Source organism: Inquilinus sp., from assembly GCF_039594555.1.
Classification (GTDB): domain Bacteria; phylum Pseudomonadota; class Alphaproteobacteria; order DSM-16000; family Inquilinaceae; genus Inquilinus.
Map to the genome: position 1 here is coordinate 1 of NZ_JBCNNF010000038.1, position 21,948 is coordinate 21,948.

Here is a 21,948-nt window from a genome sequence, read left to right on the forward strand (position 1 = left end):
GGACCGGAGCAGGTGCGCACGGCGGCGCGGGAGATGCTCGCAACGATCGGCAAGGCTGCGCCCGAGGCACGGCTGCTCGGCTTCACGGTGCAGGAGATGGCGCGCAAGCCCGAGGCGCACGAGCTGATCCTCGGAATCGGCCACGACCGGCTGTTCGGCCCGACCATCCTGTTCGGCCATGGCGGCACCGCGGTCGAGGTGCTGCGCGACAGTGCCGTCGCGCTGCCGCCCCTGAATGCCGCGTTGGCACGGGACCTGATGGCACGCACTCGGGTCTGGTGCCTGCTGCAGGGCTATCGCGCCCGCCCGAAGGCCGATCTCGATGCCGTGGCGTTCACGCTGGTGAAGCTGTCGCAGCTGGCCGCCGACCTGTCCGAGGTGGTGGAGCTCGACATCAACCCGCTGCTGGCCGACCAGGACGGTGTCGTGGCACTCGATGCCCGCATCCGGGTGCAGCCGCCGCTGCCGCTGGGCACGCCGCGCTTCGCCATCCGGCCCTACCCGCAGCATCTCGCGCAGCAGCTGGCGCTGCGAGACGGGCGGCCGTTCACTCTGCGGCCGGTGCGGCCGGAGGACGAGCCGGCGATGCGCGAGATGCTGGAGCGGTCCAGCGCCGAGGACATCCGGCTGCGCTTCTTCGGCCCGATGCGGCTCGACCACGAATTCGCCGCCCGGCTGACCCAGATCGACTACGACCGCGAGATGGCCCTTGTGGCCGAGGCAGAGGAGGACGGGCGCCCTGCGCTGCTCGGCGCGGTGCGCATCGTCGCCGATCCGGACAACGTCACAGCCGAATACGGCGTCATGGTGCGCTCCGACCTGAAGGGGCAGGGGCTGGGCTATCGGCTGATGACCGAGATCATCGCCTACGCCCGCAGCCGCGGGCTGGCCCGGATCTCCGGCGAGATCCTGCGCGAGAACGCGACCATGCTGCGCATGGCCGAGGAGCTGGGCTTCACAAGCGAAGCCGCGACCGACGAACCCGGGCTGGTGCGGGTGACCATCGCCCTCGGCGCTTGATCCATCTCAAGGCCGGCGCGTGCCGCAGAGATCAGGATCGGGTCTGCGACCGGCGGCCCTTGGGAAGACCGTGCGGCGCTCCCTCGGAATTCAGGAGATGGCGATGCCGATCCGTAAGATCCTGGTGCCCGTCGCGGGCAAGCTCAACGACGACAATCTGCTCGATGCCGCGCTGGCGGTGGCGCGCGAGCAGTCCGCCGCCGTCGAGGTGCTTTATCTGCGCCCGTCGCTGATCGGCGACGTTCCCGGCTGGGAATTCGACTATGGCGCCTGGAGCGAGCAGTACCAGGCCGAGATCGAGGCCTCGGTGGACGAGGCCGCCAAGGCCGCGCGCCGCTACTTCGACGGCTGGTGCCACCGCAACCATGTGGCCGACGCGGCCAATACCCCGGAATTCGCCTGGCGCGAGGAGACCGGCGTCAACGCCGACGTGATCGGCGCCGCCGGCCGGGTGGTCGACCTCATCGTCACCCGCGGCCCGGAGAACACCGCGTCGGCGTGGTCGCACGAGGTTTTCGAGGACTCGCTGCTGGCCTCCGGCCGGCCGGTCCTGATGGTGCCGGACTCGCCGTTCCTCAACCGCATCGACTCGGTCCTGATCGCGTGGAACGACAGCGTCCAGGCGGCCCGGGCCGTGGCCGGGGCGCTTCCGCTGCTGCGCGATCGTAAGTGGATCAAGGTGGTGACGTTCATGGAGCAGGCCGGCGAGGAGGTGAACTTCGACCGGCTCCACGGCTATTTCGAGCGGCACGGCATCCTGGTCGAGTGCGAGGCCAAGCCGCTCGACAACCGGACGGTCGGGCAGGTGCTGCTGAGCGAGATCGACCGCATGCAGGCCGGCCTTGTCGTGATGGGCGCCTACACCCACAGCAAGGCGCGGGAGATGATCTTCGGCGGCACGACCCGCGACGTGCTGGAGCAGGTCCGCGTCGGCGTCGTCCTGGCCCATTGACCCCCGCTGACCCGCAGCCGCCCGTCGGAACGGCGCCGGCCGGATGCCGGCTTGATCTGGGTCAAGGCCGAGATCCGGGCGCGGCGCTAAGGGTTGTCCGTCGAACTTCTCAGAGGAGTTTCATGATGACCGGCAAGAATGAAGACCTTCGGCGCAATGTGCTGAACGAGCTAACCTGGGATCCTGCCCTGGACGCCACCCATATCGGCGTCGCCGCGGACAACGGCGTCGTGACCCTGACCGGGCATGTCGCGACCTATGCCGAGAAGCTGGCGGCCGAGGCAGCGGCCAAGCGCGTGTTCGGCGTGCGGGGCATTGCCGAGGAAATCGAGGTGCGGCCGCCCTACGCCAGGAAGACGAAGGACGACGAGATCGCCGAGCGTGCCGTGCGGATCCTGCAATGGGACGTCTCGGTCCCGGCCGACCGCATCACCGTGAAGGTCGAGAAGGGCTGGGTCACCCTGTCCGGCCACGTCGACTGGGACTACCAGCGCGGCGCGGCGGCGGCCGATATCCACAAGCTCAGCGGCGTCGTCGGCCTGATCAACCTGATTGCGGTCAAGCCGGCCATCCGGACCGCCGATGTCCGCAAGAAGATCGAGGACGCGTTCCACCGGAATGCGGTCCTCGACGCGAAGGAGATCACCGTGTCGGCCGTCGACGGGACCGTCACCCTCAGCGGCCGTGTGCGGAGCTGGGCGGAGCGCAACGCCGCGGAGCGGGCGGCCTGGTCCGCCGCCGGCGTCACGGATGTCGAAGACCGTCTGGCGGTCGGATAGGCCGTCGCATTTAAGCGCCGATCGCAGCTATCGATCGGCGCGCCTCCTCTGCCCTGGCCATGAGGCTTCCATGACGCCCTCGCTGCATTTCCACGGTGCCGCCGGCACGGTCACGGGATCGTGCGCCCTGCTCGAGACCAGCGGCGGCCGCATGCTGATCGACTGCGGCATGTTCCAGGGGTCGAAGACGCTGAAGGGCCTCAACTACATCCCCTTTCCGTTCCGGCCGGAGTCCGTGGACTGTGTCCTGCTGACCCATGCCCATATCGACCATAGCGGCCTGATCCCGAAGCTCGTCCGCGACGGGTTCAACGGCCCGGTCTACGCCACCTGGGGCACGATCGACCTTTGCGGCGTGATGCTGCCGGATTCCGGGCACATCCAGGAGGCGGAGGTCGAGATGCTGAACCAGCGGAACCGGCGGCGGGGCAGGCCGCAGGTGACGCCGATCTACACGGCGGCGGATGCGGAGGCGACGCTCACGGCCTTTCGCGCCGAGGAGTACGAGAATTGGTTCGAGCCGCTCGCCGGCGTCCGGGTCCGCTTCTGGAATGCGGGGCACATCCTGGGATCGGCCTCCATCGAGATCGAGCTCGCGGGAGAAGACGGAAGGCCGCTTCGGCTTCTCTTCTCCGGCGATCTCGGTCCCGATGTCGGAATGCTCCAGTCCGAGCGGCGGTCGCCCACCGATATCGATGTCCTGGTCTGCGAGGCCACCTATGGCGACGTCGACCGCCCGGCGATCACGCCAGAGGCCCGGCGCGAGCATCTGGCCTCGGAGGTCCGGCAGGCCATGACTCCCCAGGGCATCCTGATCGTGCCTGCCTTCGCCGTGGAACGGACGCAGGAGCTCATCGTCGACCTGGTGACGTTGATGGAGCACGGCACCCTGCCGCTCTCCCCGATCTATCTCGACTCGCCGCTCGCGATCCGGGCCACGGACGTGTTCCTGCGCCATCATGCGGCGCTGGACGACGGCCCCTCCTTTGCCAGGGCCTTGCGGTCGACGCAGGTCCATTTCGCCGAGACGGCGGACCAGAGCCGGGCCATCGACGACGCCGGCGGCTTCAGGATCGTGATCGCGGCGAGCGGCATGTGCGATGCGGGCCGCGTGCGCCATCATCTGAAGCACCATCTGTGGAACCCCGCCGCCACCGTCCTGCTCACCGGCTTCCAGGCCCAGGGCACTCTGGGCCGGCTGCTCCAGGAGGGCGCCAAGGCCGTGCGGATCCAGGGCGAGGAACTGCGGGTCCGCGCCCGGATCCGGATGATCGAGGACTATTCCGGCCACGCGGACGGCCCCGAGCTCGCCCAGTGGATCGCGGATCGCCGGCCGGATGGCGGGGCGGTGTTCCTGACGCATGGGGAACGGCCTGCGCTGGCCGCCCTGGCCGAACGGGTCGGGCATCTTCTCGATCCTTCGCCGACCATGCTGCGCCCGCAGATCGATGACGGCTACTGGCTGCGGTCGACGGGGCCGGAGTTGATCCCGATGGCCCAGAGGCCGCGCATCCGGCCGGAAGCCGTCGGAACGCCCGATTGGCACAATGAGCGCGCACGGCTTCTTCTCGACCTCGATGCCCGCCTCGAGGCCGCCGGCCACGACGTCGCCCGCAGCGCGGTCCTGCATCGCCTGCGCCGCACGCTGGACGAAGGCTGAGGTCCGGCGCTTGACCTGGATCAAGGCTGGGAAGCGGGGGCCGTCGTGAACTGTCCGAAGCACTCGGTGCCACGGCTCGGAGAAATGCGATGGTGGCTGGCGTCCTCAGACTCGTCGTTCCCGCGACGCGATCGATGCTCGATGGCTGCCGTTCCTGCCACGCCCGGAGCCTTAGCCTCTGCGGCAGCGTGCCCGAGGGGCGGCTCGGGGAGATCGCGGACATCGTCGAGACGATGCGGGCCCGCCCGCATCAGCGGATCATCGTCGAGGGTGATGAGGCCCGACACGCCTACAACATCGTGTCGGGGGCCGCGAAGCTGCTGAAGGAACTGCCGGACGGCAGGCAGCAGATCGTGGGTTTCCTGCTGACCGGCGACTTCTTCGGCCTTCCGGTCGACGGCGTCCATCCCTGCAGCGTCGAAGCCATCGCCGAGACCCGGCTGTGCCGGTTCAGGCTGGACCAATTGGATGTCGTGCTGGGGCGGATCTCGGCTCTTGCAGCGGCGCTTCGCAGCCGGCTGGCCGGCGATCTCGCCGCGGCGCAGGAGCAGATGCTCTCGCTCGGCCAGAAATCGGCGCTGGAGCGGCTGGCCGGCTTCCTGCTCCAGATCGGCGCTCAGGCCGACCAGCTGGGCCTCCCGACCGATCCGATGCGGCTGCCGATGACCCGCGCGGACATTGCCGACTATCTCGGACTGACGCTGGAGACCATCAGCCGGTCGCTCGGCAAATTGAAGGAGCGCGGGCTGATCACCGTCCTCGGGCGCCACGACATCGCCTTCAGATCGGTCGCAGGGCTGACGGACCTCGCTCAGGGCGACGAAGCGTCGCCGGGCTTCGCCATGGAAGGAGACCAGGGATGTCGATCCGCCGGATCCTGAGCCCGTTTGCGGGCCAGCCGCGAGAGGACATGCTCGACGTGGCGGCTTCGCTCGCCCGTCGGCAGGGCGCCGATCTCGAGTGCCTCTATTTCTGCCGGCCCGCGCGTCCGCCCGATCGCTTCCTCGGCGAGATCTATGCGCCGGGATGGACGGAGGATCTGGCCGAGACGATGGACAAGGAGGCGCGCGCCTCGGCCGACCGGGCCCGTCAGCGGTTCGAGCAATGGCGGGAGAACGACCGGATCTGGTGCCGGCACAAGCACGACCCGGTTCAGCCGGCGGCGATGATCTGGACGGAATGCCGGGAGCCCTACGCCGATGCCATCGGGCGGGCGGCCCGGACCGCTGACCTGATCGTCGCGGCGAAGGCGGAGCGGGGCCGGCCCTCGGTCGCCGATCGGATCTTCGAGACGGCGCTGCTGACCAGCGGGCGTCCCGTCCTCCTCGTCCCCGGCCGGACGGTGTTGAACCGCTGCGCCTCCGCTGTCATCGCCTGGAACGACAGCCCTCAGGCCGCGCGGGCCATGGCGGCCGCCCTGCCGCTGCTCAAGGAATGCTGGAAGGTCGTCCTGCTGGCGATCGATGAGGAGAGCGACGCTCCCCAGCTGGAGCCCGTCCGGTCGTATCTCGCGAGCCACGGGATCGAGGCGAAAACGGAGATTCGCAAGCCGAGCGGCTTGTCGATCGGCGGCACCCTCATGATGGCGACGGACGATGCTCGCGCGGACCTGCTCGTCATGGGCGCCTATTCTCACGGCCGGATGCGGGAGAGGATCTTCGGCGGCGCCACGCGCGATGTGATGCGGGAAGGCCGGACCCTGGTCCTCTGGTCGAGCTGAACCGGGGCCTGCGGCCGGGGAAATTGCGACATCGGAAACGACACCTTCACCGGCGTGGCCGGTGGAGACCGGTCGGCCGGCGTCGACATTGCCGCCACCCTGGCCGGCAGACCTCGCTCGAGCTTCAGGGAGTTGGCCCGCTTGATCCATCTCAAAGCGTCCATCCGCTCCTTCGCCAAGCATGATCAAAGGCAAGCCGGCACGGATCGTTGAGTCCGGGTCCGTGCCGGCCGATGGCATGCCGACCGGCGAAGGACACTGCGATGAACGACCTCGACGCTCTTGCACCCCCGATCGAGGCGAAGGACCCGCATTTGCCTCCGTCGCCGACGCCGAACCTTCCGGCCGTCCTCCCCATCGCGAAGGAAAGGCCTCGACGGCGGCGGCTTCCGTACCTGGTCGGGGCCATTGTTCTCGCCGGCGCCGCGGCCGGCGGGTGGTACTGGTGGCAGCAGTCCCTGGCCGGGCTTCCGGCCGGCATCGCGTCGGGCAACGGCCGTGTCGAGGCGGACGAGATCGCCATTTCCACAAAATTCTCCGGCCGGGTCGCCGAGATCCTCGCGGATGAGGGCGACATCGTGAAAGCCAAGCAGGTCGTCGCGCGCATGGACACGCGCGATCTGGAGACGACGAAAAGCCGCGACGAAGCCCGAATCCGCCAGGCCGGCCAGGCGCTCGATGAGGCGAACGCCAATATCGACCAGCAGCGCACCCGGGTGGATCTCGCGCAGCGCGAGATGGACCGGACCGAAGCCCTGGTCCGGCGCGGCTTTGCGACCGAGGAACTGCTGGACCAGCGCCGGCAGCAGCTGGACGGCGCATCGGCCGAGCTGGACGCGGCGGAGGCGAGGGCAGGGCAGGCCCAGCATGCGCTCGACGCGGCGTCGCATGATCTCGACCTCGACCGGGTCAACATCGCCGACAACACGCTGGTGGCGCCGAAGGACGGGCGCATCCAGTACCGGCTGGCGAATGTGGGGGAGGTGCTGTCGGCCGGCGGCAAGGTCTACACCATGCTCGACACCGCCTATGTCTACATGGACATCTTCCTGCCGACTGCGGATGCCGGCCGCGCGGTGCTGGGAACCGAGGCGCGGATCGTCCTCGATGCGCTGCCGGACAGGCCCATTCCCGCGACCGTCGTCTTCGTTGCCACCCAGGCCCAGTTCACTCCGAAGGCCGTGGAAACCCGGGCCGAGCGGGACAAGCTGATGTTCCGGGTCCGGGTCAGGATCGATCCCGCCCTGCTCCGCACCCATGCCGAGGAGGTGCGGTCGGGGCTGCCGGGCGTCGCCTATGTCCGGCTGGACCCGGCGGTCGACTGGCCTGCGTTCCTGCGGCCCAGGGCCGGGCCATGACCGGGAGGGAGATGCCGGTGGTGCGCATCGCGGGCCTTGCGCACCGCTATGGCTCGCAGATCGCCCTCGAGGGTATTGACCTCGGCCTGCCGGGCGGACGGCTCGTCGGCCTGATCGGGCCTGACGGCGTCGGCAAGTCAACGCTGCTCGGCATCGTCGCGGGCGCCAAGCGGATCCAGGCGGGGAAGGTCATGGTGCTCGGCGGCGACATGGCCGACCGGCGACACCGGACGGCCGTCTGCCCGCGCATCGCCTACATGCCGCAGGGGCTTGGCAAGAATCTCTACCCCGACCTCAGCGTCCGCGAGAACATCGACTTCTTCGGGCGGCTGTTCGGCCAGTCCCGCGCGGAGCGGCTGCGGCGGATCGACTCTCTTCTTGCCGATACCGGCCTCTCCGCCTTCGGCGACCGGCCTGCCAAGAACCTCTCCGGCGGCATGCGGCAGAAGCTCGGCCTCTGCTGCGCCCTGGTGCACGACCCCGACCTGCTGGTTCTGGACGAACCGACGACGGGCGTCGACCCCCTGTCCCGGCGGCAGTTCTGGGAGTTGGTCGACCGCATGCGGGCGCAGCGCCGCGGGATGAGCGTCATCGTCGCCACGGCCTATATGGAGGAGGCGGAGCGTTTCGACTGGCTGGTCGCGATGAATGCGGGCCGGATCCTGGCGACCGGCACGCCGGTGGAGCTGAAGGCGCAGGCAGGGCGGGCCAGCCTGGAGGAGAGCTTCATCGAGCTGCTGCCGGTCTCCCTCCGGGCCGGGCACCAGGCGCCCGAAATCCCGCCACGCCGCGCGCAGGGCGCCGAGACCGCGATCCTCGCCAAGGACCTGACCCGCCGTTTCGGCGACTTCGTCGCCGTGGATCGCGTCAGCTTCAGCATCGAGCGCGGCGAGATCTTCGGCTTCCTCGGTTCGAACGGCTGCGGCAAGACCACCACGATGAAGATGCTGACCGGCCTGCTGCCGGCCAGCGACGGCCGGGCCTGGCTCTTCGGGCAGCCGATCGATGCCACGGATATGAGGCTGCGCAGCCGCGTCGGCTACATGTCGCAATCCTTCTCGCTCTACAGCGAGCTGACGGTCCGGCAGAATCTCGACCTCCACGCCCGGCTGTTCCACCTGCCGCGCGACAGGGCCCGGGACCGCATCGACTGGCTGGTCCGCCGCTTCCGGCTGGGGAAGTATCTCGACCAGCCGGCGGCCGCGCTGCCGCTCGGCATCCGGCAGCGCCTGTCCCTGGCCGTATCGGTGGTGCATGAGCCGGAGCTGCTGATCCTCGACGAGCCGACCTCGGGCGTCGACCCGCTGGCGCGCGACGAGTTCTGGGGCCTGCTTGCCGAGCTGTCCCGCCGCCAGGGCGTCACGATCTTCATCTCGACACATTTCATGAACGAGGCGGCGCGCTGCGACCGCTTGGCGCTGATGAATGCTGGCAAGGTCCTGGCGACCGGCACGCCAGCGGAGCTGGTGGCCTCACGCGGAGCCGCAAGCCTCGAGGACGTGTTCATCAGCTATCTCGAAGAAGCGACCGGCGGTGCAGGTCGAGGACAGCGCATCGATGTCGTCGCCGATCGTCCGGTCGCCGGTCCGGCGCAGCCCGGTGGCCGGCGCCGCACCTTCAGCCCGCGGCGGCTTCTCGCCTATTCCTGGCGGGAGATGCTGGAGTTCCGGCGCGACCCCGTCCGGCTGAGCTTCGCCCTGTTCGGCACGCTGTTCCTGATGGTGATCTTCGGCCTCGGCATCAACACGGATGTCGAGAACCTGTCCTTCGCCGTGCTGGACCGCGACCAGACCCCGGAAAGCCGCGCCTATCTTCAGGAACTGAGAGGCTCCTCCTACTTCATCGAGCAGGCACCGGTCACGACTTATGCCGCGCTGGAGCGGGGGCTGATGGGCGGCGCGTTCACCGTCGCGCTCGAGATCCCTCCGGGCTTCGGCCGCGACCTGCAGCGGGGCACCGGGACCGAGGTCGGCGCCTGGGTCGACGGTGCCATGCCGTTCCGCGCCGAGACCACTCGCGGCTATCTCGAAGGCGTCCACCAGCAGTTCCTGGCTGACCTGGCCCGCCGGCAGGGCGCATCAGCCGTCGATACGGCTCCGGCCACGATCGAAACGCGGTACCGATACAACCAGGACTTCAAGAGTATCTACGCCATGGTGCCGTCGACCATCGCGCTGTTGCTCGCCCTGATCCCGGCCATCCTGATGGCCCTCGCCGTGGTGCGGGAGAAGGAGCTGGGCTCGATCACCAACCTGCACGTGACCCCGGTCAGCCGTCTCGAATTCCTGCTGGGGAAGCAGCTCCCCTATATCGGCGTGGCGCTGGTCAACTTCGGCTGCCTCCTGGTCATGGCGGTGGCGCTGTTCGACGTGCCGATCAAGGGCAGCGCCTGGACGCTCGCGGTCGCGGCCGTGCTCTACGTCGCGGCGACCACCGGATACGGCCTGGTGATCTCCGCCTTCGCCCGCACCCAGATCGCGGCGCTGTTCGGCACCGCGATCCTCACGGTCCTGCCTGCCACCCAGTTCTCCGGGATGCTGACGCCCGTGTCGTCCCTGAACGGCGCGGCGGCGCTGATGGGCTACGCCTTTCCGATGACCTATTTTCTCAGGATCAGCGTCGGCACCTTCACCAAGTCCCTTGGCTTCGCCGAGCTGGGCGGCAACCTGTTGGCCCTGGCAGCCTTCATCCCGGCGCTCACGCTGCTGAGTCTCCTGCTCCTGCGCAAGCAGGAAGGCTAGGACGGGATGCGGCGTCTCGCGAACATCTTCTGGCTCGGCACCAAGGAGCTGCGGAGCCTCGGCCACGATCTCGTGCTGCTCGCGCTCGTCGCCTACACCTTCTCCTTCGCCGTCTACAGTCAGGCCCGGGGCATCTCGCAGGAGCTGCGCGACGCCTCGGTCGCGATCGCCGACGAGGACCGGTCACCGCTGTCTCGCAGGATCGCCCAGGCGCTGCTGCCGCCCTATTTCAAGCCGCCGCAGGAGATCGCCGCCGGCGACATCGACCGGGCGATGGACCTCGCCCGATACACCTTCGTGATCGACATCCCGCCGGAGTTCCAGAAGGACGTGGTGGCCGGCCGCCGACCCGCGATCCAGGTCGATGTCGATGCGACGGCCATGATGCAGGCGGGGATCGGCGCGGGCTATATCGAGCAGATCGCAAGCCGGGAGATCGCCCGCTTCGTCGGCAGGTCGGATCCGACGGCGGAGCCTCCGGTCGATCTTGCCGTCCGGGTCGCCTTCAACCCGAACCTGTCCTCGCCCTGGTTCACCAGCATCATGGCCATCGTCAACAACGTGACGATGCTGGCGATCGTCCTCGCCGGCGCGGCGGTGATCCGCGAGCGCGAGCACGGCACGATGGATCATCTCCTGGTCATGCCGCTGTCGCCCTTCGAGATCGCGATGGCCAAGGTCTGGGCGAACGGGTTCGTGATCGCCGTGGCGGTCGCGCTGTCGCTTCTGATCGTCGTCCGCGGGCTCCTCGGCGTCCCGATCGTCGGCTCTTTACCGCTCTTCATGGCCGGGGTGGTGCTGTATCTCTTCTTTGCCGTCGCCATCGGCCTCTTCCTCGGGACCGTCGCCCGCTCGATGCCGCAGCTCGGGCTGCTGTTCATGCTGGTCGCGCTGCCGATGAACATGCTGTCCGGCGGCAACACGCCGCTCGAAAGCATGCCGTCGTGGCTCAGGATCGTGATGCAGGCGTCGCCGTCGACCCATTTCGTCAGTTTTGCCGAGGCCATTCTCTACCGTGGCGCCGGCCTCGACGTGGTGGGGCCGGCATTCCTAGCGGTCGCCGCGGTCGGCGGCCTGTTTCTCGCCCTCGCTCTCATGCGCTTCCGCAAGGTATCGAGCGCCGCGGTGACGTAGCCCAATCCGAGGAGCGGCGCCCAGGGCCAGGGCCGTGACGGTCGATGCCGTCGCCGGGCAAGCCGCTTCGTCGCCGGCCGATTCGATTGATCCGGATCAAGGAGCGGCAGCGGGAAAATCGGAATGCTGGACCGAACGGGCCGGATGCCGCGCGCTTCGGTCCGGCCATCAGTTCGGGAACTCGGTCATGTCCTATCGCGATGTTCTGGTTCATGTCGGCAGCGCCGAAACCCCATGCCTTGCCGCTGCCATCGATTTCGCGCGTCGACAGGACGCGCGGCTGATCGGGCTCGCCGTCTGCCCGCCCCTATGGACCGGCATCGGCCTGGACAAGCTTCCTCCCGCGGCGATCGAGGCGGTGGAGCGCGCGAATGAAGAAGATCTCGCGGAGGCGAAACGCCGGTTCGACCGCACCGTCGACCGGTATGGCTACGCAGATCGCTGCGAATGGCGGACCAGCCGGGGTGATCTGGTCGTCGTGATGGCGGTCCATGGCCGCTATGCCGATGTTGCGGTCGTCGACCAGTCCGATCTCGGATGGGAGTCTCCCTCCTTCGGCCTGGCGCCGGAGCTCGGGCTCGCCAGCGGACGGCCGGTGCTTGTCATTCCCCGTGCCGGCCCGCCGCCCGCGATCTCTTGCGAGCGGATCGTCGTCGCCTGGAATGCCAGCCGCGAGGCGGCACGGGCCGTGGCCGATGCGATGCCTCTGCTGCAGCGGGCACGGCAGGTGGACGTGCTGGCCGTGGCTCCGCCGATGATTGATCAGATCCCGGGCATCGACATCGCGCGCCACCTGGCCAGCCACGATGTCCGCGCCAATGTCGTCGTGCGGGAGAACCCCGATCCCGACGTCGCAATGGAAATCCTGGACTTCACCGCCGATCGCGGCGCGGACCTCCTGGTCATGGGATGCTACGGCCACGCCCGCCTGCATGAGGTGATCTTCGGCGGGGTCACGCGGTCGGTGCTGCGCTCCATGACCGTGCCGGTGCTGATGTCGCACTGAATGTCGGACACGTCTCCTGTGGCGGACCGCATCTTGCCGCGCGGCTCCGACGCGGCCGGTCTTCCTGGACGCCGCGGCCGCCGCTCATTCGGTGGTTCCGTCGGATCCGGCTTCCGCGGCGTCCGAGAGCCGCACGAACCGGACGCCGCGGGCCCGAAGCCGCAGAAGCCCGGCGACGACGCCGGCTCCGGCGGTACGCCCGGGCTGGTTCAGATGCGCCAGGATGACGTCGCCGTCCCGGGCTTTCGCGATCCTGTTCGCGGTCTCCTCGGCGCTGAGGCTGGCGCCGCCGTCTCCGTTCAGCGAATAGCCAGCGATCCGGTAGCCCATCCCTCTGATGGCTGCGATCGCCGTGACGCTGTATCGCGCTGTCGCGCCGCGGAACCAGTGCGGCGCCTGGCCGCCCGCGGCCAAGATCGCCGCCGCACCGCCCGATACCTCCATCTCGATTGCAGGCAGGCTGCCGGCGGCCGCAAGGCCGAACACCGTTACCGGACGGTCCACGGCCGGAACGTGATCCCGACCGTGATTTTCGATCTCGAACAGGTCGGGATTCGCGTGGAGACGGGCGAATGCCTCGGGATTCCGTCGCAGCCAGCGGGCCGTGACGAACACCGTCGCAGGGATTCCGTTGCGGATGAGCGCATCGAGGATCCGCAGATCGACACTCCCGCCGCAGGCATCGAGGGTGAGGGCGATCTCCGGGAGCGCCGAGCCGCGATGCACCAGATGCAACGTCGGTTCGAGAAGTTGCGGATCGGAGGCATTGGCGGTGTTGCCGATCGATCCGATCAGGCAGGCCAGGGCCGCGAAGAGTCCGAGGGCGTTCATTGGGGTGGCGTCATTCCGATCGCGCCATTTCGGCATTGTTCGGAACGGTGCGCTTTGATCTCCCTCAAACGGCGCTCAATCCTGCCGGATGATGGGTGAGATGCGGTGCCGGCCGTTGATTTGGGTCAATGCTGGTCATCTTCGACCGCTCTGGAATGCGCTGACACCGTTCCGGAGTCAGACACCATGAAACGCTATCTGATCCTGTGCGCCACCGACGGCTCGGACGCCGCCCAAAAGGCCATCGAATTCGCCGCAGAGCTCGCCCGGGAGAAGCTTGGAGAGCTTCTGGTGCTGCACGTCCAGCAGACCCACGGCAGTGAGGTCGTGACCCAGGGCCTCAAGCAGTTCGAGCGCGTCGAGAACATCCGTGTCACCGAGGCCGACATGTTCCGCGGCGAGGCCGAGCGCATCGCCGCGGAGGGCGCCCGCTATGCGCAGGAGTGCGGCGCACCGCGGGTCCAGAGCCTGGTGGCGGAGGGAGATCCCGCTCGACGGATTGTCGAGACGGCAAAGGAGCGCGGTGCCGGCCTCATCGTAATCGGCAGTCGCGGCTTGGGGGACCTCCAGGGCCTGCTGCTGGGAAGCGTGAGCCACAAGGTGGCCCATCTCGCCCCCTGCACCTGTGTGATCGTCCGCTGAAGATCGAAGTCAACACCAGAGATGTTCGGAGAGATGCGATGAAGTCCGACAGCGAGATCAAGTACCAGGTCGAGCAGGCTCTCCAGGGCGATCGCCGGTTCGACGCCGGCGATCTCTCGGTCGCGGTGAAGGGCGGTGTCGTGACGCTCTCGGGCCGTGCTCGAAGCCAGCTCGAGCGCTATCAGGCCGAGGCCGTCGCGAGAGGCATCTGGGGCGTCGTCGGGCTGCTCAACGAGGTCAGGATGAAGCCGGCCGGTGAGAGCAAGCCTTCGGGTCGTGGATCCGCCCCGGCCGCTGCGATCAGGTGTCGGCGGAGTTGATGCCGCCATGTGAAAGGACACCCGAGGGGCTGCCCTTTGAATCTCGCCCCTCCGGTTCCGCCGCTAGTGAGACATCAGTATGGGCATCGAAACGTTCCGGATCAGGTCCCGGCTGACGCCCCCGAGGAGGGCTTCGGCCATGGGAGAATGGCCGAAGGCGCCGGAAACGATGAGGTCGGCGTCCTCCTGATCCAGACAGGCGAACAGGGCGTCCACCGGCGAACTGTCGCCCGCGTCGGGCCAGGTGAACGACTCGACCTCGACGCCGTGCCGCCGCAGATGGTCCGCCATCAGGCGGGGGGCGGAGTCCAGCCTGTCCGCCTGCGGCGCGAATTCGAACAGGACCACCTTCTCCGCACGGGACAGCAACGGCAGCGCGTCATGCGCCGCGCGGGTGGCTTCCCGGCTCGCGTTCCAGGCCAGCACGATGGTCTTGCCGACCGGCCGCGGCCGCCAGCCGGGCGGCAGGATCAGGACGGGCACTCCGGCAGAGAGCAGAACCTCCTCGGGGACGGCCGGCAGGACGAGGTCGGCGTTCGTCTCGTGCCGCTGGGTGGCGATGACCAGGTCGGCAAAATGGGCATACAGCGCCTTCCAGGCACCCGTGTCGCGGTCCGCGATGCGAAACTCGCCGTTGAGACCGGCGCGATCGAGCTGAGACAGGAACAGGTCCTGCAGGCCGGCCGCCGAGTCCTTCCATTGCCCGTCGAAGGCAGAAGGCGTGCTGACATCGACCCCGAGCAGACGGGCGCCGTGCTGGCGGGCAAGGGTGACCGCGAGTTCGAGCCGGACCGGCGTGTCAGAGGTGGCGTCGAGGAACACCAGGATATCTCGATAGGACATGGGAAACCTCCATGGTCAGGCTGCGGCGACGACATCGAGGCAGGTCCGGACGAGGGCGTCTCCACGGTCCAAGAACCTGTGAGGCTATCGGCGTCGCGGCGCAGCCTCGGCACCTGTGGTGCGAAAGCTCGGGGGATCATGAGGAGCGACGCGGCGTCGCTACGGCCGGATCTCGATCCGGTCCTCGACCTCGATGACGCCGGGCACCGACCACGCCGCCGCCTCGGCCGCATTGCGCTCGAAGCCGGCGCGAACGGTGCCTGACAGGGAGATCTTCCCGTCCGAGGCCGCGACAATGATCCTCGATGCGTCGAGGTCGGCACTCCGCTTGAGCGCCGCCTCGATCTCCTTCCGGACCTCGGGCACGGAGGCCATGCGGTGCGCCGGCTTGACCCGGACGGCGTTGATCACCGCGACGACACCCTTCAGCGCCTGGACCGCGTGCTCCGCCTCGCGCTTGTGGCACTGCCAGTCGAGGTCACCGGTCAGCCGGACCACGCCGTGCTCGACGGTGACATGGACGCGATCGGCCGGCAGGCTGCTGTGCCACTGCAAGGCGGCGACGGCGCGCTTGCCGATCTCCTCGTCGGAAAGCTTCTGGTCGCCCGGCAGGCGAACCGAGATGTCCTGGACCACCGCCTTGACGCCCTTCACCCTGAGGGCGGTCTCGGCGGCGGCAAGCTTCTGGGCATAGGTGGAGACCTGCCCCGACAGGGTGACCACGCCGTCCCGGACCGCGACGCCGATCTCCGCCGCGTTGACGCTCGGCTCGTAGTCGAGCTCGTCGAAGACCAGGTGCTGCAGGTTCTTGTCCGTGTTCATCGCCGACCTCCGAATACAGGATGCGAAACGCTAGGCCGCGAGGCCGCGGGCGACCTTGACCTGGATCAAGGTGACGGGCTCGGCTCTCCTCTAGCGTCTTCATCACCTCGGTCGGGTCTCCTGGCTCGGAAGGGCGGCAGGACAGCGCCGCGTCTCCCATCCCGGCTGGAAGGTGCCGGCCGGGCCCGAGTTTGCTCCCGTCGGCTTCGATCCCTCTGGTCGGCTCCGCCGATGGAGATGGTTCGCATGAAGATCAGCTCGCCCTTGTTTTCGGATGGTGCCGAAATTCCCCCGGAATGCGGCCTGGATGGAGGGAATCTGTCCCCGCCGCTCGCCTGGCAGGACGCTCCTTCGGAGACCCGGAGCTTTGCCCTCGTCTGCGAGGATCCCGACACCCCCGGGCAGCCGTGGCGTCATTGGGCGGTCTATGACATCCCGCGCGAACAGGCCGCCCTCGCCGAAGGCCTGCCGCAGGTGAACGCCGTCCGAGGCATCCGGCAGGCCAAGAATGATTTCGGCCATGCCGGTTACGGCGGGCCGTGCCCGCCTCGGGGATCGGCCCACCATTACCGGTTCCGCCTCTACGCCCTGTCGGCCGAGCGGCTGCGGCTGTCGCGCGAGCCGAGCTGCCGGGACGTCGAGCGCGCGGCTCGCCGCCTCGCCATCGCCGAGGCGGAGCTCGTCGGCGTCTATCGGCGATGAGAGCCGTCAGTAAGGCGGCGCGAGAGCGCATCCGGCCTTGCATCAGATGAGCGGCGCCGGTCACCGGAGATATCCCCATGTCGACGGCATCCATGATCCGATTTCTGCAGGCGGCGACCCTGGCAGGCCTCCTCGTCCTGGGCAGCGGATCGATCGCGGCCGCATCCGTCGATGCGCCAGGCGGCCCCGGTGATCACACCGAAGTCCTTCCGGACCCGCATGGCATGGCGGCCTGCGGCTACTGGCTCGGCGACGGTGCCGCCCAGGATCTGGCCAGGATCAGGGCTGCCGTCAGGCCGACGGAAGCCCAGCGCGAGGCCTTCAATGCGCTCGAGCTGGCCGTGCAGCAGGCCCAGGACACGATGCGCGCGGCCTGCTGGGCCGGTCCATCGGACGAGCCGGAGGAATTGCCCAGGGAGGTCGACGCGATGCTCCTGGCCTTCGCGATCATCTGTCCCGCCTTCGACGCCCTCTATGCCCAGTTGAGCGACGACCAGAAGAGCCGGCTCGACGATGCCATGGGCGGGGGAGCCGGGGGCGAGGATTAGCCGCGCGGCCGGGCGGCCGCCGGACGGCGCGGGCTGTGACCCGCAGATTGGAGAAGACATGTTTAAGCACATCCTGATCCCGACGGACGGGTCGCCGCTGGCCGAACAGGCTGTCGACCGCGGCATTCGCCTGGCCAACGGCTTCCGCGCACAGGTGACGCTGGTGACGGTGACCGAGCCGTTCAGTGTGTTCAGCCTGAAACCGCTCCAGCTCTCATTGACCGAGTCCGAGTACGCCGAAGCGATGCAGCAGCGTGGCCGGGACTTGCTGGCCGCAGGAGCGGCTCTGGCGCAGGAGCTGGGCGTGCCGCTCGACCCGGTCGTCATCGAGGACGAGCACCCCTACGATGCCATCATCGAGGTCGCCGATGCGCGTGGCTGCGACCTCATCGCCATGGCGTCCCATGGGCGCCGCGGCGTCTCCGCCCTCGTCCTCGGCAGCGAGACGCAGAAGGTGCTGACGCACTGCGAGATCCCGGTCCTGGTGTTCCGCTGATCTGCCGTCGCCTTGGAGGCCGCTCCGATCGCGGCCCATCCGCAACCGGATGGGCGTCGAGGGTGAGGCCGCGCCGACTGTCGGGATCCTTCTGAGGGACCGGAGAGCCGATGCCGGTGCCATGCCGACCGATCGACCGGTCGCATGACGTCCCCGTTGCCATTGCGACGGTCCATTGCCTGATTCTGACAAGAAAATTATCCTGCGATTGGTCCTTTTGTGAGTTGCAGTTTTCGGACATCCTTGAGATGGAGGGTTAAGCGGAAGGAGCGCGCAGACGATGCCGGCTCTGCCGATGCACTGAGGGAGGCTTCCGATGTGCCCGCAACATTTTATTATACGGCAGAATATTGAGAAATTTCACTCTCGACTCCTATTCGAGGAGGATCCGGGCGTCCGAGATGTTCTGTTGAGACTCCTGATTCAGGAAGAGGATAAGTATGGTATCAAGGAGGAGCGGGTTGCGATAGTCGAAGAGAGAATTTCGATCAATTTGACTTTGATTGATAAGCAAAGAAAAATTATAGAAAAAATTTTGGAGGACGGTGAAGATCCGACATTAGCCAATAGGATGTTGATTAATCTTATTGAAGCGTATGATTTGCTAAAAAGTCGCCTCGATAGTCTTTGATGATTTGCTCTCGATGATCCGTTGGATAGCGCGTGCAAGCCCCGCGGCTGTATCGATCAGGTCAACTCGACCAACGTACTTTATCGCATTCTCAGGCAATTCGGCATATTCCGCGTCGTCTGGACTCTGGACGAGCGCCATGCCCCCCGCCTCCTTGATCGCCCTGAGTCCCGCCACGCCATCCTTGAGGAGGCCGGAGAGAATGACACCGACGGTGTGATCTCCTGCGCAGCAGGCCAGCGAGTTGAACAGCAGGTCGATATTGTGGGTCCGGTAGAAGCCGTCCGGCCATGAGTGAATGCGGAGATCCGGTCCCACGAGCAGATGCCGGTCCGGCATTCCAATGAGGCAAACCCCCTGGTTGAGGGGATCTCCCTCCTGAGCCACCTTGACGACGAGCTTCGTATGCCGGGCGAGGATCTCGGCAAGATGGCTGACCCCTTCCGCCGGCCGGTGAAGAACGACAAGGACTGCCGCGGCCAGGGTAGCAGGCAGATCACCCAGCAAACGCGATATCGCGTCGATGCCGCCGGCCGATGCGCCCATCGCCACGATTTGGGGTGTGCTGATACCGTGCTTCGGTCCCACTGGGCCTCCTTTGCATCAAAGATCCGGCATGCGCGGCATGGCCACTGACCGGGGGGGCGCATCGCATGAGCGCACAGGTCGACGCGGCCTATGCTGTCCCGGGACGTGCGGAATTGACGGCCATCACGTTTCCGCCGAAGTCGATGTCGGGTGATGGCGATGCTGCCAGGGCGGTGTAGATCCGGTCCGTCGTGGCGCGGTCGCAGAGGGCGGTCCCGGGGGCGAGAATCGTGGCACCGGCGGCCGCCATCCCGTAGGCAAATGCGTCCTCGACGGACCACCCGCGGGAAAGCGCCGTCAGCATCCCGCCGACCAGGCTGTCCCCCGCGCCGACGGTGCCTCCAGCCGCCACCTCCACAGCCGGCCGATGCCGGCATGTCCGGTCCGTCACCAGGACGGCGCCGGCCGGGCCGAGGGAGACCACCACGATTTCCGCGACCCGGCGGGCCACCATTTCGCGGGAGAAGGCGACAGCCTCCGCCTGCGACGCGAAGGTCCGGCCCGCGATCGTCTCGAGCTCCCGAAGGCTCGGCTTGACCAGATAGACCCCGTCGCGCAGCGCCGCGGCGAGCGCTGCCCCGGATGTGTCGAGCACGAAGCGGGCATGCCGACGCGCGGCGATGCGCGCCGCGCGGCCGTAAAAATCCGCGGGCAAGCCGGGCGGCAGGCTGCCGCTTCCGACGGCGATCGTTCCCTCCGAGACCAACTGCTCGAAGCGCGCGAGAATCCGGGTGCCCTCGTGGTCCGAGATCGTCGGGCCCGGCAGCACGAAGCGGTATTGCCTGCCGCCGCTCGTCTCGCGGACCATGAAGCTGAAGCGCGTCACGCCGCCGATCGGCACGCTCTCCCTCGGGACTCCCTCCGCATCGAGCAGGCGGTCGAGCCGCTGGCCATAAGGGCCTCCGGTCGGATGGATTGCGATGGCGTCGCCCGCCAGCCGCCGGACGACACGGGCGACATTGATACCGCCGCCGCCAGGCTGCTCCATCTCCGGATCGCAGCGCATCTTGTGCTGGTCCACCAGTTCCGTGACGGCGGTGAAAACGTCGAGGGCCGGATTGGGAGTCAGGCAGACAATCGGCTTCATGGGTTCGATCTCGGAGGGATCACGGTGTTGTGACGGCGGCGATCGCCTTGGGTTTCGCCCCGTCGGGTGTCGCCGCCACCTTCGCGGCGATGGCGTCGAGGTCGGCGCCGGCGATGGTCTCCTTGGCCATTAACTCGGCGACAGCCTGGAGCAGCAGCGAGCGGTTGGCCGTCAAGACCGACGTCGCCTGCCGGAAGGCCGTGTCGATCAGGCTGCGGATCGCCGCGTCGATCGCCTCTGCCGTCGCCTCGCCATACCGGCGCGGCTGCCAGCCCGTCTCCGCCGAACCGCCGAGGAAGGTCGCCTGTTCGGTCTCGTAGGCGACCTGCCCCAGCCCAGAAACCATGCCGAACCGGGCCGCCATGTTCCGTGCGATGTCGGTAGCCTTGGCCAGGTCGTCGGCCGCGCCGGTGGAGATCTCGCCGAAGACCAGGCTCTCGGCGGCGCGCCCGCCGAGCAGCACGGCCATCCGGTTGGCCAGTTCGGAGCGATCCATGAGGAAACGGTCCTCGATCGGCCGCTGCATGGTGTAGCCGAGGGCGGTGATCCCGCGCGGGATGATCGAGATCTTCTGCACCGGATCGGCGCCGGGCGTCGCCATGGCCACGATGGCATGGCCCATCTCGTGATGCGCGACCACGGTCCGCTCATGCGGATTGAGAAGGCGGTTCCGCTTCTCCAGCCCCGCGACGATGCGCTCGATCGCCTGGGTGAAGTCCTCGAAGGTCACGCAGCCGGCGTTGCGACGCGTGGCCAGGAGTGCGGCCTCGTTCACGAGATTGGCGATATCCGCCCCGGTGAAGCCCGGGGTCAGGGCGGCGACCGCCTCGATCGAGACGGTGGTGGCGATCTTGATCTTCCGGATATGGACCTGGAGGATGTCGATGCGCCCCTTCTTGTCCGGCCGGTCGACCAGGATCTGCCGGTCGAAACGGCCGGCACGGAGGAGGGCCGGGTCCAGGATCTCCGGCCGGTTCGTGGCGGCCAGCAAGACCACCCCGACGGACGGATCGAAACCGTCGAGCTCGGCCAGGAGCTGGTTGAGCGTCTGCTCCTTCTCGTCATGGCCACCGCCCGGGAAGAAGGCCCCCCGGGCCCGGCCCAGCGCATCCAGCTCGTCGATGAAGACGATGGCGGGAGCGTTCTGGCGGGCCTGCTCGAACAGGTCGCGGACGCGGGCGGCGCCGACCCCGACGAACATCTCGACGAATTCCGAACCCGAGATCGAGAAGAAGGGGACGCCCGCCTCGCCGGCGACGGCGCGGGCCAGCAGCGTCTTGCCGGTGCCCGGCGGGCCGACCAGCAATACGCCCTTGGGCACCCGGGCCCCCAGGCGGCCATGGCCGGCCGGATCCTTGAGGAACGCCACGACCTCCGTGAGCTCTTCCTTGGCTTCGTCCACCCCGGCGACGTCAGCGAAACGGACTCCGACATCCTGCTCGACATAGACCTTCGCCCGGCTCTTGCCGATCGACAGCAGCCCGCCCGCACCCTGGCCGAGGGTAAGAGGGCGCACCAGGAACAGCCAGAGAAGGATGAAGCCGACCGTGGGAAGCAGCCAGCCGAGGACCGTCTCGAAAAGGCCGGGCTCGGGCTCGCCCGAGAAGGTGACGTTGGACTTGGCCAGCGCCTCCGACAGGTCCGGCTCGACCCTGACTGTCGTGAACTCCTGCGGCTTTCCTGCCCGCGGCTCGCGATAGCTCCCCGTGATCCGGGTCGGGCCTATGACGAGATCGGTGACCTTGCCATCGCGGACCAGGTCCAGGAAGGCGGAGTAGGGGATGGTCTCGACGCGGCTGGACTGGGTCAGAAGATTCTGCACCAGCAGGATCGCCAGGATCGAGCCGATCACATACCAGAAGTTGATGTGATGCTCTTTCTTGATGTCCATGGCCGATCCTCGCGATGCCGTTGCCGCGTGGCACGATCCCGCTGTTCCGGCGGGCTGGCCTTGATCCATCGCAAGGCGCTTCGGACACGTCGTTGAGACGACGAGCGCGCAGATCGGCAGGGATTTGACACGTTCCCCCTGACAGCCGAGACGAAGTTCCTCACCTTGCCACGCGGG

At 67.9% G+C, this 21,948-nt stretch carries 21 protein-coding genes; 15 read left to right on the forward strand and 6 right to left on the reverse strand.

Translation table 11 applies throughout. From position 1 onward, the window contains the following. From ABDW35_RS06395 to ABDW35_RS06440, 10 genes are all read left to right on the forward strand, one after another. Nucleotides 1-1,020, forward strand: a 1,020-nt coding sequence (locus ABDW35_RS06395; RefSeq protein ID WP_343713018.1) for a GNAT family N-acetyltransferase, incomplete at its 5' end; no start/stop codon positions are given. Nucleotides 1,021-1,123: 103 nt separating this feature from the next. Further along, the gene (locus tag ABDW35_RS06400; RefSeq protein ID WP_343713019.1) at nucleotides 1,124-1,972 is read left to right on the forward strand and encodes a universal stress protein; all 849 of its coding nucleotides are present in this window, start codon (nucleotides 1,124-1,126) and stop codon (nucleotides 1,970-1,972) included. Between the two features lie 125 nt (nucleotides 1,973-2,097). Next, on the forward strand, nucleotides 2,098-2,751 hold the full coding sequence (locus ABDW35_RS06405) for a BON domain-containing protein (protein WP_343713020.1): 654 nt from the start codon (nucleotides 2,098-2,100) through the stop codon (nucleotides 2,749-2,751). After that, nucleotides 2,723-4,411 (forward strand): MBL fold metallo-hydrolase, encoded by a 1,689-nt coding sequence (locus ABDW35_RS06410; RefSeq protein ID WP_343713021.1) that lies wholly within the window; start codon nucleotides 2,723-2,725, stop codon nucleotides 4,409-4,411. The genes ABDW35_RS06405 and ABDW35_RS06410 overlap by 29 nt, the downstream gene beginning before the upstream one ends. Before the next feature lie 89 nt (nucleotides 4,412-4,500). Next, nucleotides 4,501-5,292: a helix-turn-helix domain-containing protein gene (locus ABDW35_RS06415; RefSeq protein ID WP_343713022.1), complete on the forward strand. Its 792-nt coding sequence runs from the start codon at nucleotides 4,501-4,503 to the stop codon at nucleotides 5,290-5,292. After that, nucleotides 5,271-6,131, forward strand: a complete 861-nt coding sequence (locus ABDW35_RS06420) for a universal stress protein (protein ID WP_343713023.1) — start codon at nucleotides 5,271-5,273, stop codon at nucleotides 6,129-6,131. Before ABDW35_RS06415 ends, ABDW35_RS06420 begins: the two co-directional genes overlap by 22 nt. Before the next feature lie 263 nt (nucleotides 6,132-6,394). Further along, entirely contained in the window at nucleotides 6,395-7,489 is a 1,095-nt protein-coding gene (locus ABDW35_RS06425) for an HlyD family efflux transporter periplasmic adaptor subunit (protein ID WP_343713024.1), read from the forward strand. Nucleotides 7,490-7,500: 11 nt separating this feature from the next. Continuing rightward, nucleotides 7,501-10,230, forward strand: a complete 2,730-nt coding sequence (rbbA, locus tag ABDW35_RS06430) for a ribosome-associated ATPase/putative transporter RbbA (RefSeq protein WP_343713041.1) — start codon at nucleotides 7,501-7,503, stop codon at nucleotides 10,228-10,230. Between the two features lie 6 nt (nucleotides 10,231-10,236). Continuing rightward, a complete protein-coding gene (locus tag ABDW35_RS06435) occupies nucleotides 10,237-11,364 on the forward strand; it encodes an ABC transporter permease (protein WP_343713025.1) in 1,128 nt (375 codons plus the stop codon). 34 nt (nucleotides 11,365-11,398) lie between these two features. Further along, complete coding sequence (locus ABDW35_RS06440; protein ID WP_343713026.1) at nucleotides 11,399-12,370, forward strand: universal stress protein; 972 nt, start codon at nucleotides 11,399-11,401, stop codon at nucleotides 12,368-12,370. An 84-nt stretch (nucleotides 12,371-12,454) separates the two neighbouring features. On the opposite strand, the gene ABDW35_RS06445 is transcribed toward ABDW35_RS06440, so the two are convergent. Next, a complete protein-coding gene (locus tag ABDW35_RS06445; protein ID WP_343713027.1) occupies nucleotides 12,455-13,201 on the reverse strand; it encodes a polysaccharide deacetylase family protein in 747 nt (248 codons plus the stop codon). Between the two features lie 186 nt (nucleotides 13,202-13,387). Between ABDW35_RS06445 and ABDW35_RS06450 the strand changes: the two genes are divergently transcribed. Beyond that, complete coding sequence (locus tag ABDW35_RS06450) at nucleotides 13,388-13,843, forward strand: universal stress protein (RefSeq protein WP_343713028.1); 456 nt, start codon at nucleotides 13,388-13,390, stop codon at nucleotides 13,841-13,843. Nucleotides 13,844-13,881: 38 nt separating this feature from the next. Continuing rightward, a complete protein-coding gene (locus ABDW35_RS06455; RefSeq protein ID WP_343713029.1) occupies nucleotides 13,882-14,163 on the forward strand; it encodes a BON domain-containing protein in 282 nt (93 codons plus the stop codon). Between the two features lie 63 nt (nucleotides 14,164-14,226). Here the strand turns inward: ABDW35_RS06455 and ABDW35_RS06460 are convergent, their stop codons facing one another. After that, the gene (locus tag ABDW35_RS06460) at nucleotides 14,227-15,006 is read right to left on the reverse strand and encodes a universal stress protein (protein WP_343713030.1); all 780 of its coding nucleotides are present in this window, start codon (nucleotides 15,004-15,006) and stop codon (nucleotides 14,227-14,229) included. Between the two features lie 159 nt (nucleotides 15,007-15,165). After that, nucleotides 15,166-15,828: a BON domain-containing protein gene (locus ABDW35_RS06465; RefSeq protein ID WP_343713031.1), complete on the reverse strand. Its 663-nt coding sequence runs from the start codon at nucleotides 15,826-15,828 to the stop codon at nucleotides 15,166-15,168. A 246-nt stretch (nucleotides 15,829-16,074) separates the two neighbouring features. On the opposite strand from ABDW35_RS06465, the gene ABDW35_RS06470 reads away from it, so the two are divergent. The 3 genes from ABDW35_RS06470 (at nucleotide 16,075) to ABDW35_RS06480 (ending at nucleotide 17,574) form a co-directional block, all read left to right on the forward strand. Continuing rightward, nucleotides 16,075-16,530, forward strand: a complete 456-nt coding sequence (locus tag ABDW35_RS06470) for a YbhB/YbcL family Raf kinase inhibitor-like protein (RefSeq protein WP_343713032.1) — start codon at nucleotides 16,075-16,077, stop codon at nucleotides 16,528-16,530. A 77-nt stretch (nucleotides 16,531-16,607) separates the two neighbouring features. After that, nucleotides 16,608-17,078 (forward strand): Spy/CpxP family protein refolding chaperone, encoded by a 471-nt coding sequence (locus ABDW35_RS06475; protein WP_343713033.1) that lies wholly within the window; start codon nucleotides 16,608-16,610, stop codon nucleotides 17,076-17,078. 58 nt (nucleotides 17,079-17,136) lie between these two features. Next, the gene (locus tag ABDW35_RS06480; protein ID WP_343713034.1) at nucleotides 17,137-17,574 is read left to right on the forward strand and encodes a universal stress protein; all 438 of its coding nucleotides are present in this window, start codon (nucleotides 17,137-17,139) and stop codon (nucleotides 17,572-17,574) included. Nucleotides 17,575-18,178: 604 nt separating this feature from the next. Here ABDW35_RS06480 and ABDW35_RS06485 read toward each other — a convergent pair. From ABDW35_RS06485 to ftsH, 3 genes are all read right to left on the reverse strand, one after another. Beyond that, nucleotides 18,179-18,793 carry a chemotaxis protein CheB gene (locus ABDW35_RS06485; RefSeq protein WP_343713035.1) on the reverse strand — a complete coding sequence of 205 codons (615 nt, stop codon included), beginning with the start codon at nucleotides 18,791-18,793 and terminating at the stop codon, nucleotides 18,179-18,181. Between the two features lie 88 nt (nucleotides 18,794-18,881). Next, the gene (locus ABDW35_RS06490; RefSeq protein ID WP_343713036.1) at nucleotides 18,882-19,880 is read right to left on the reverse strand and encodes a 1-phosphofructokinase family hexose kinase; all 999 of its coding nucleotides are present in this window, start codon (nucleotides 19,878-19,880) and stop codon (nucleotides 18,882-18,884) included. A gap of 19 nt (nucleotides 19,881-19,899) precedes the next feature. Then, nucleotides 19,900-21,771 (reverse strand): ATP-dependent zinc metalloprotease FtsH, encoded by a 1,872-nt coding sequence (gene ftsH / locus ABDW35_RS06495; protein ID WP_343713037.1) that lies wholly within the window; start codon nucleotides 21,769-21,771, stop codon nucleotides 19,900-19,902. Nucleotides 21,772-21,948: the final 177 nt, after the last annotated feature.

Excerpts from the sequence above, each read along its gene's own strand:
- ABDW35_RS06470 (WP_343713032.1), top strand. The coding sequence starts at position 16,075 with ATGAAGATCAGCTCGCCCTTGTTTTCGGATGGTGCCGAAATTCCCCCG.
- ABDW35_RS06460 (WP_343713030.1), bottom strand. The coding sequence starts at position 15,006 with ATGTCCTATCGAGATATCCTGGTGTTCCTCGACGCCACCTCTGACACG.
- ABDW35_RS06435 (WP_343713025.1), top strand. The coding sequence starts at position 10,237 with ATGCGGCGTCTCGCGAACATCTTCTGGCTCGGCACCAAGGAGCTGCGG.
- ABDW35_RS06425 (WP_343713024.1), top strand. The coding sequence starts at position 6,395 with ATGAACGACCTCGACGCTCTTGCACCCCCGATCGAGGCGAAGGACCCG.
- ABDW35_RS06490 (WP_343713036.1), bottom strand. The coding sequence starts at position 19,880 with ATGAAGCCGATTGTCTGCCTGACTCCCAATCCGGCCCTCGACGTTTTC.
- ABDW35_RS06400 (WP_343713019.1), top strand. The coding sequence starts at position 1,124 with ATGCCGATCCGTAAGATCCTGGTGCCCGTCGCGGGCAAGCTCAACGAC.
- ftsH (WP_343713037.1), bottom strand. The coding sequence starts at position 21,771 with ATGGACATCAAGAAAGAGCATCACATCAACTTCTGGTATGTGATCGGC.
- ABDW35_RS06450 (WP_343713028.1), top strand. The coding sequence starts at position 13,388 with ATGAAACGCTATCTGATCCTGTGCGCCACCGACGGCTCGGACGCCGCC.
- ABDW35_RS06415 (WP_343713022.1), top strand. The coding sequence starts at position 4,501 with ATGGTGGCTGGCGTCCTCAGACTCGTCGTTCCCGCGACGCGATCGATG.
- ABDW35_RS06475 (WP_343713033.1), top strand. The coding sequence starts at position 16,608 with ATGTCGACGGCATCCATGATCCGATTTCTGCAGGCGGCGACCCTGGCA.
- ABDW35_RS06420 (WP_343713023.1), top strand. The coding sequence starts at position 5,271 with ATGTCGATCCGCCGGATCCTGAGCCCGTTTGCGGGCCAGCCGCGAGAG.
- ABDW35_RS06480 (WP_343713034.1), top strand. The coding sequence starts at position 17,137 with ATGTTTAAGCACATCCTGATCCCGACGGACGGGTCGCCGCTGGCCGAA.
- ABDW35_RS06445 (WP_343713027.1), bottom strand. The coding sequence starts at position 13,201 with ATGAACGCCCTCGGACTCTTCGCGGCCCTGGCCTGCCTGATCGGATCG.
- ABDW35_RS06465 (WP_343713031.1), bottom strand. The coding sequence starts at position 15,828 with ATGAACACGGACAAGAACCTGCAGCACCTGGTCTTCGACGAGCTCGAC.
- ABDW35_RS06405 (WP_343713020.1), top strand. The coding sequence starts at position 2,098 with ATGACCGGCAAGAATGAAGACCTTCGGCGCAATGTGCTGAACGAGCTA.
- ABDW35_RS06455 (WP_343713029.1), top strand. The coding sequence starts at position 13,882 with ATGAAGTCCGACAGCGAGATCAAGTACCAGGTCGAGCAGGCTCTCCAG.
- ABDW35_RS06410 (WP_343713021.1), top strand. The coding sequence starts at position 2,723 with ATGTCGAAGACCGTCTGGCGGTCGGATAGGCCGTCGCATTTAAGCGCC.
- rbbA (WP_343713041.1), top strand. The coding sequence starts at position 7,501 with ATGCCGGTGGTGCGCATCGCGGGCCTTGCGCACCGCTATGGCTCGCAG.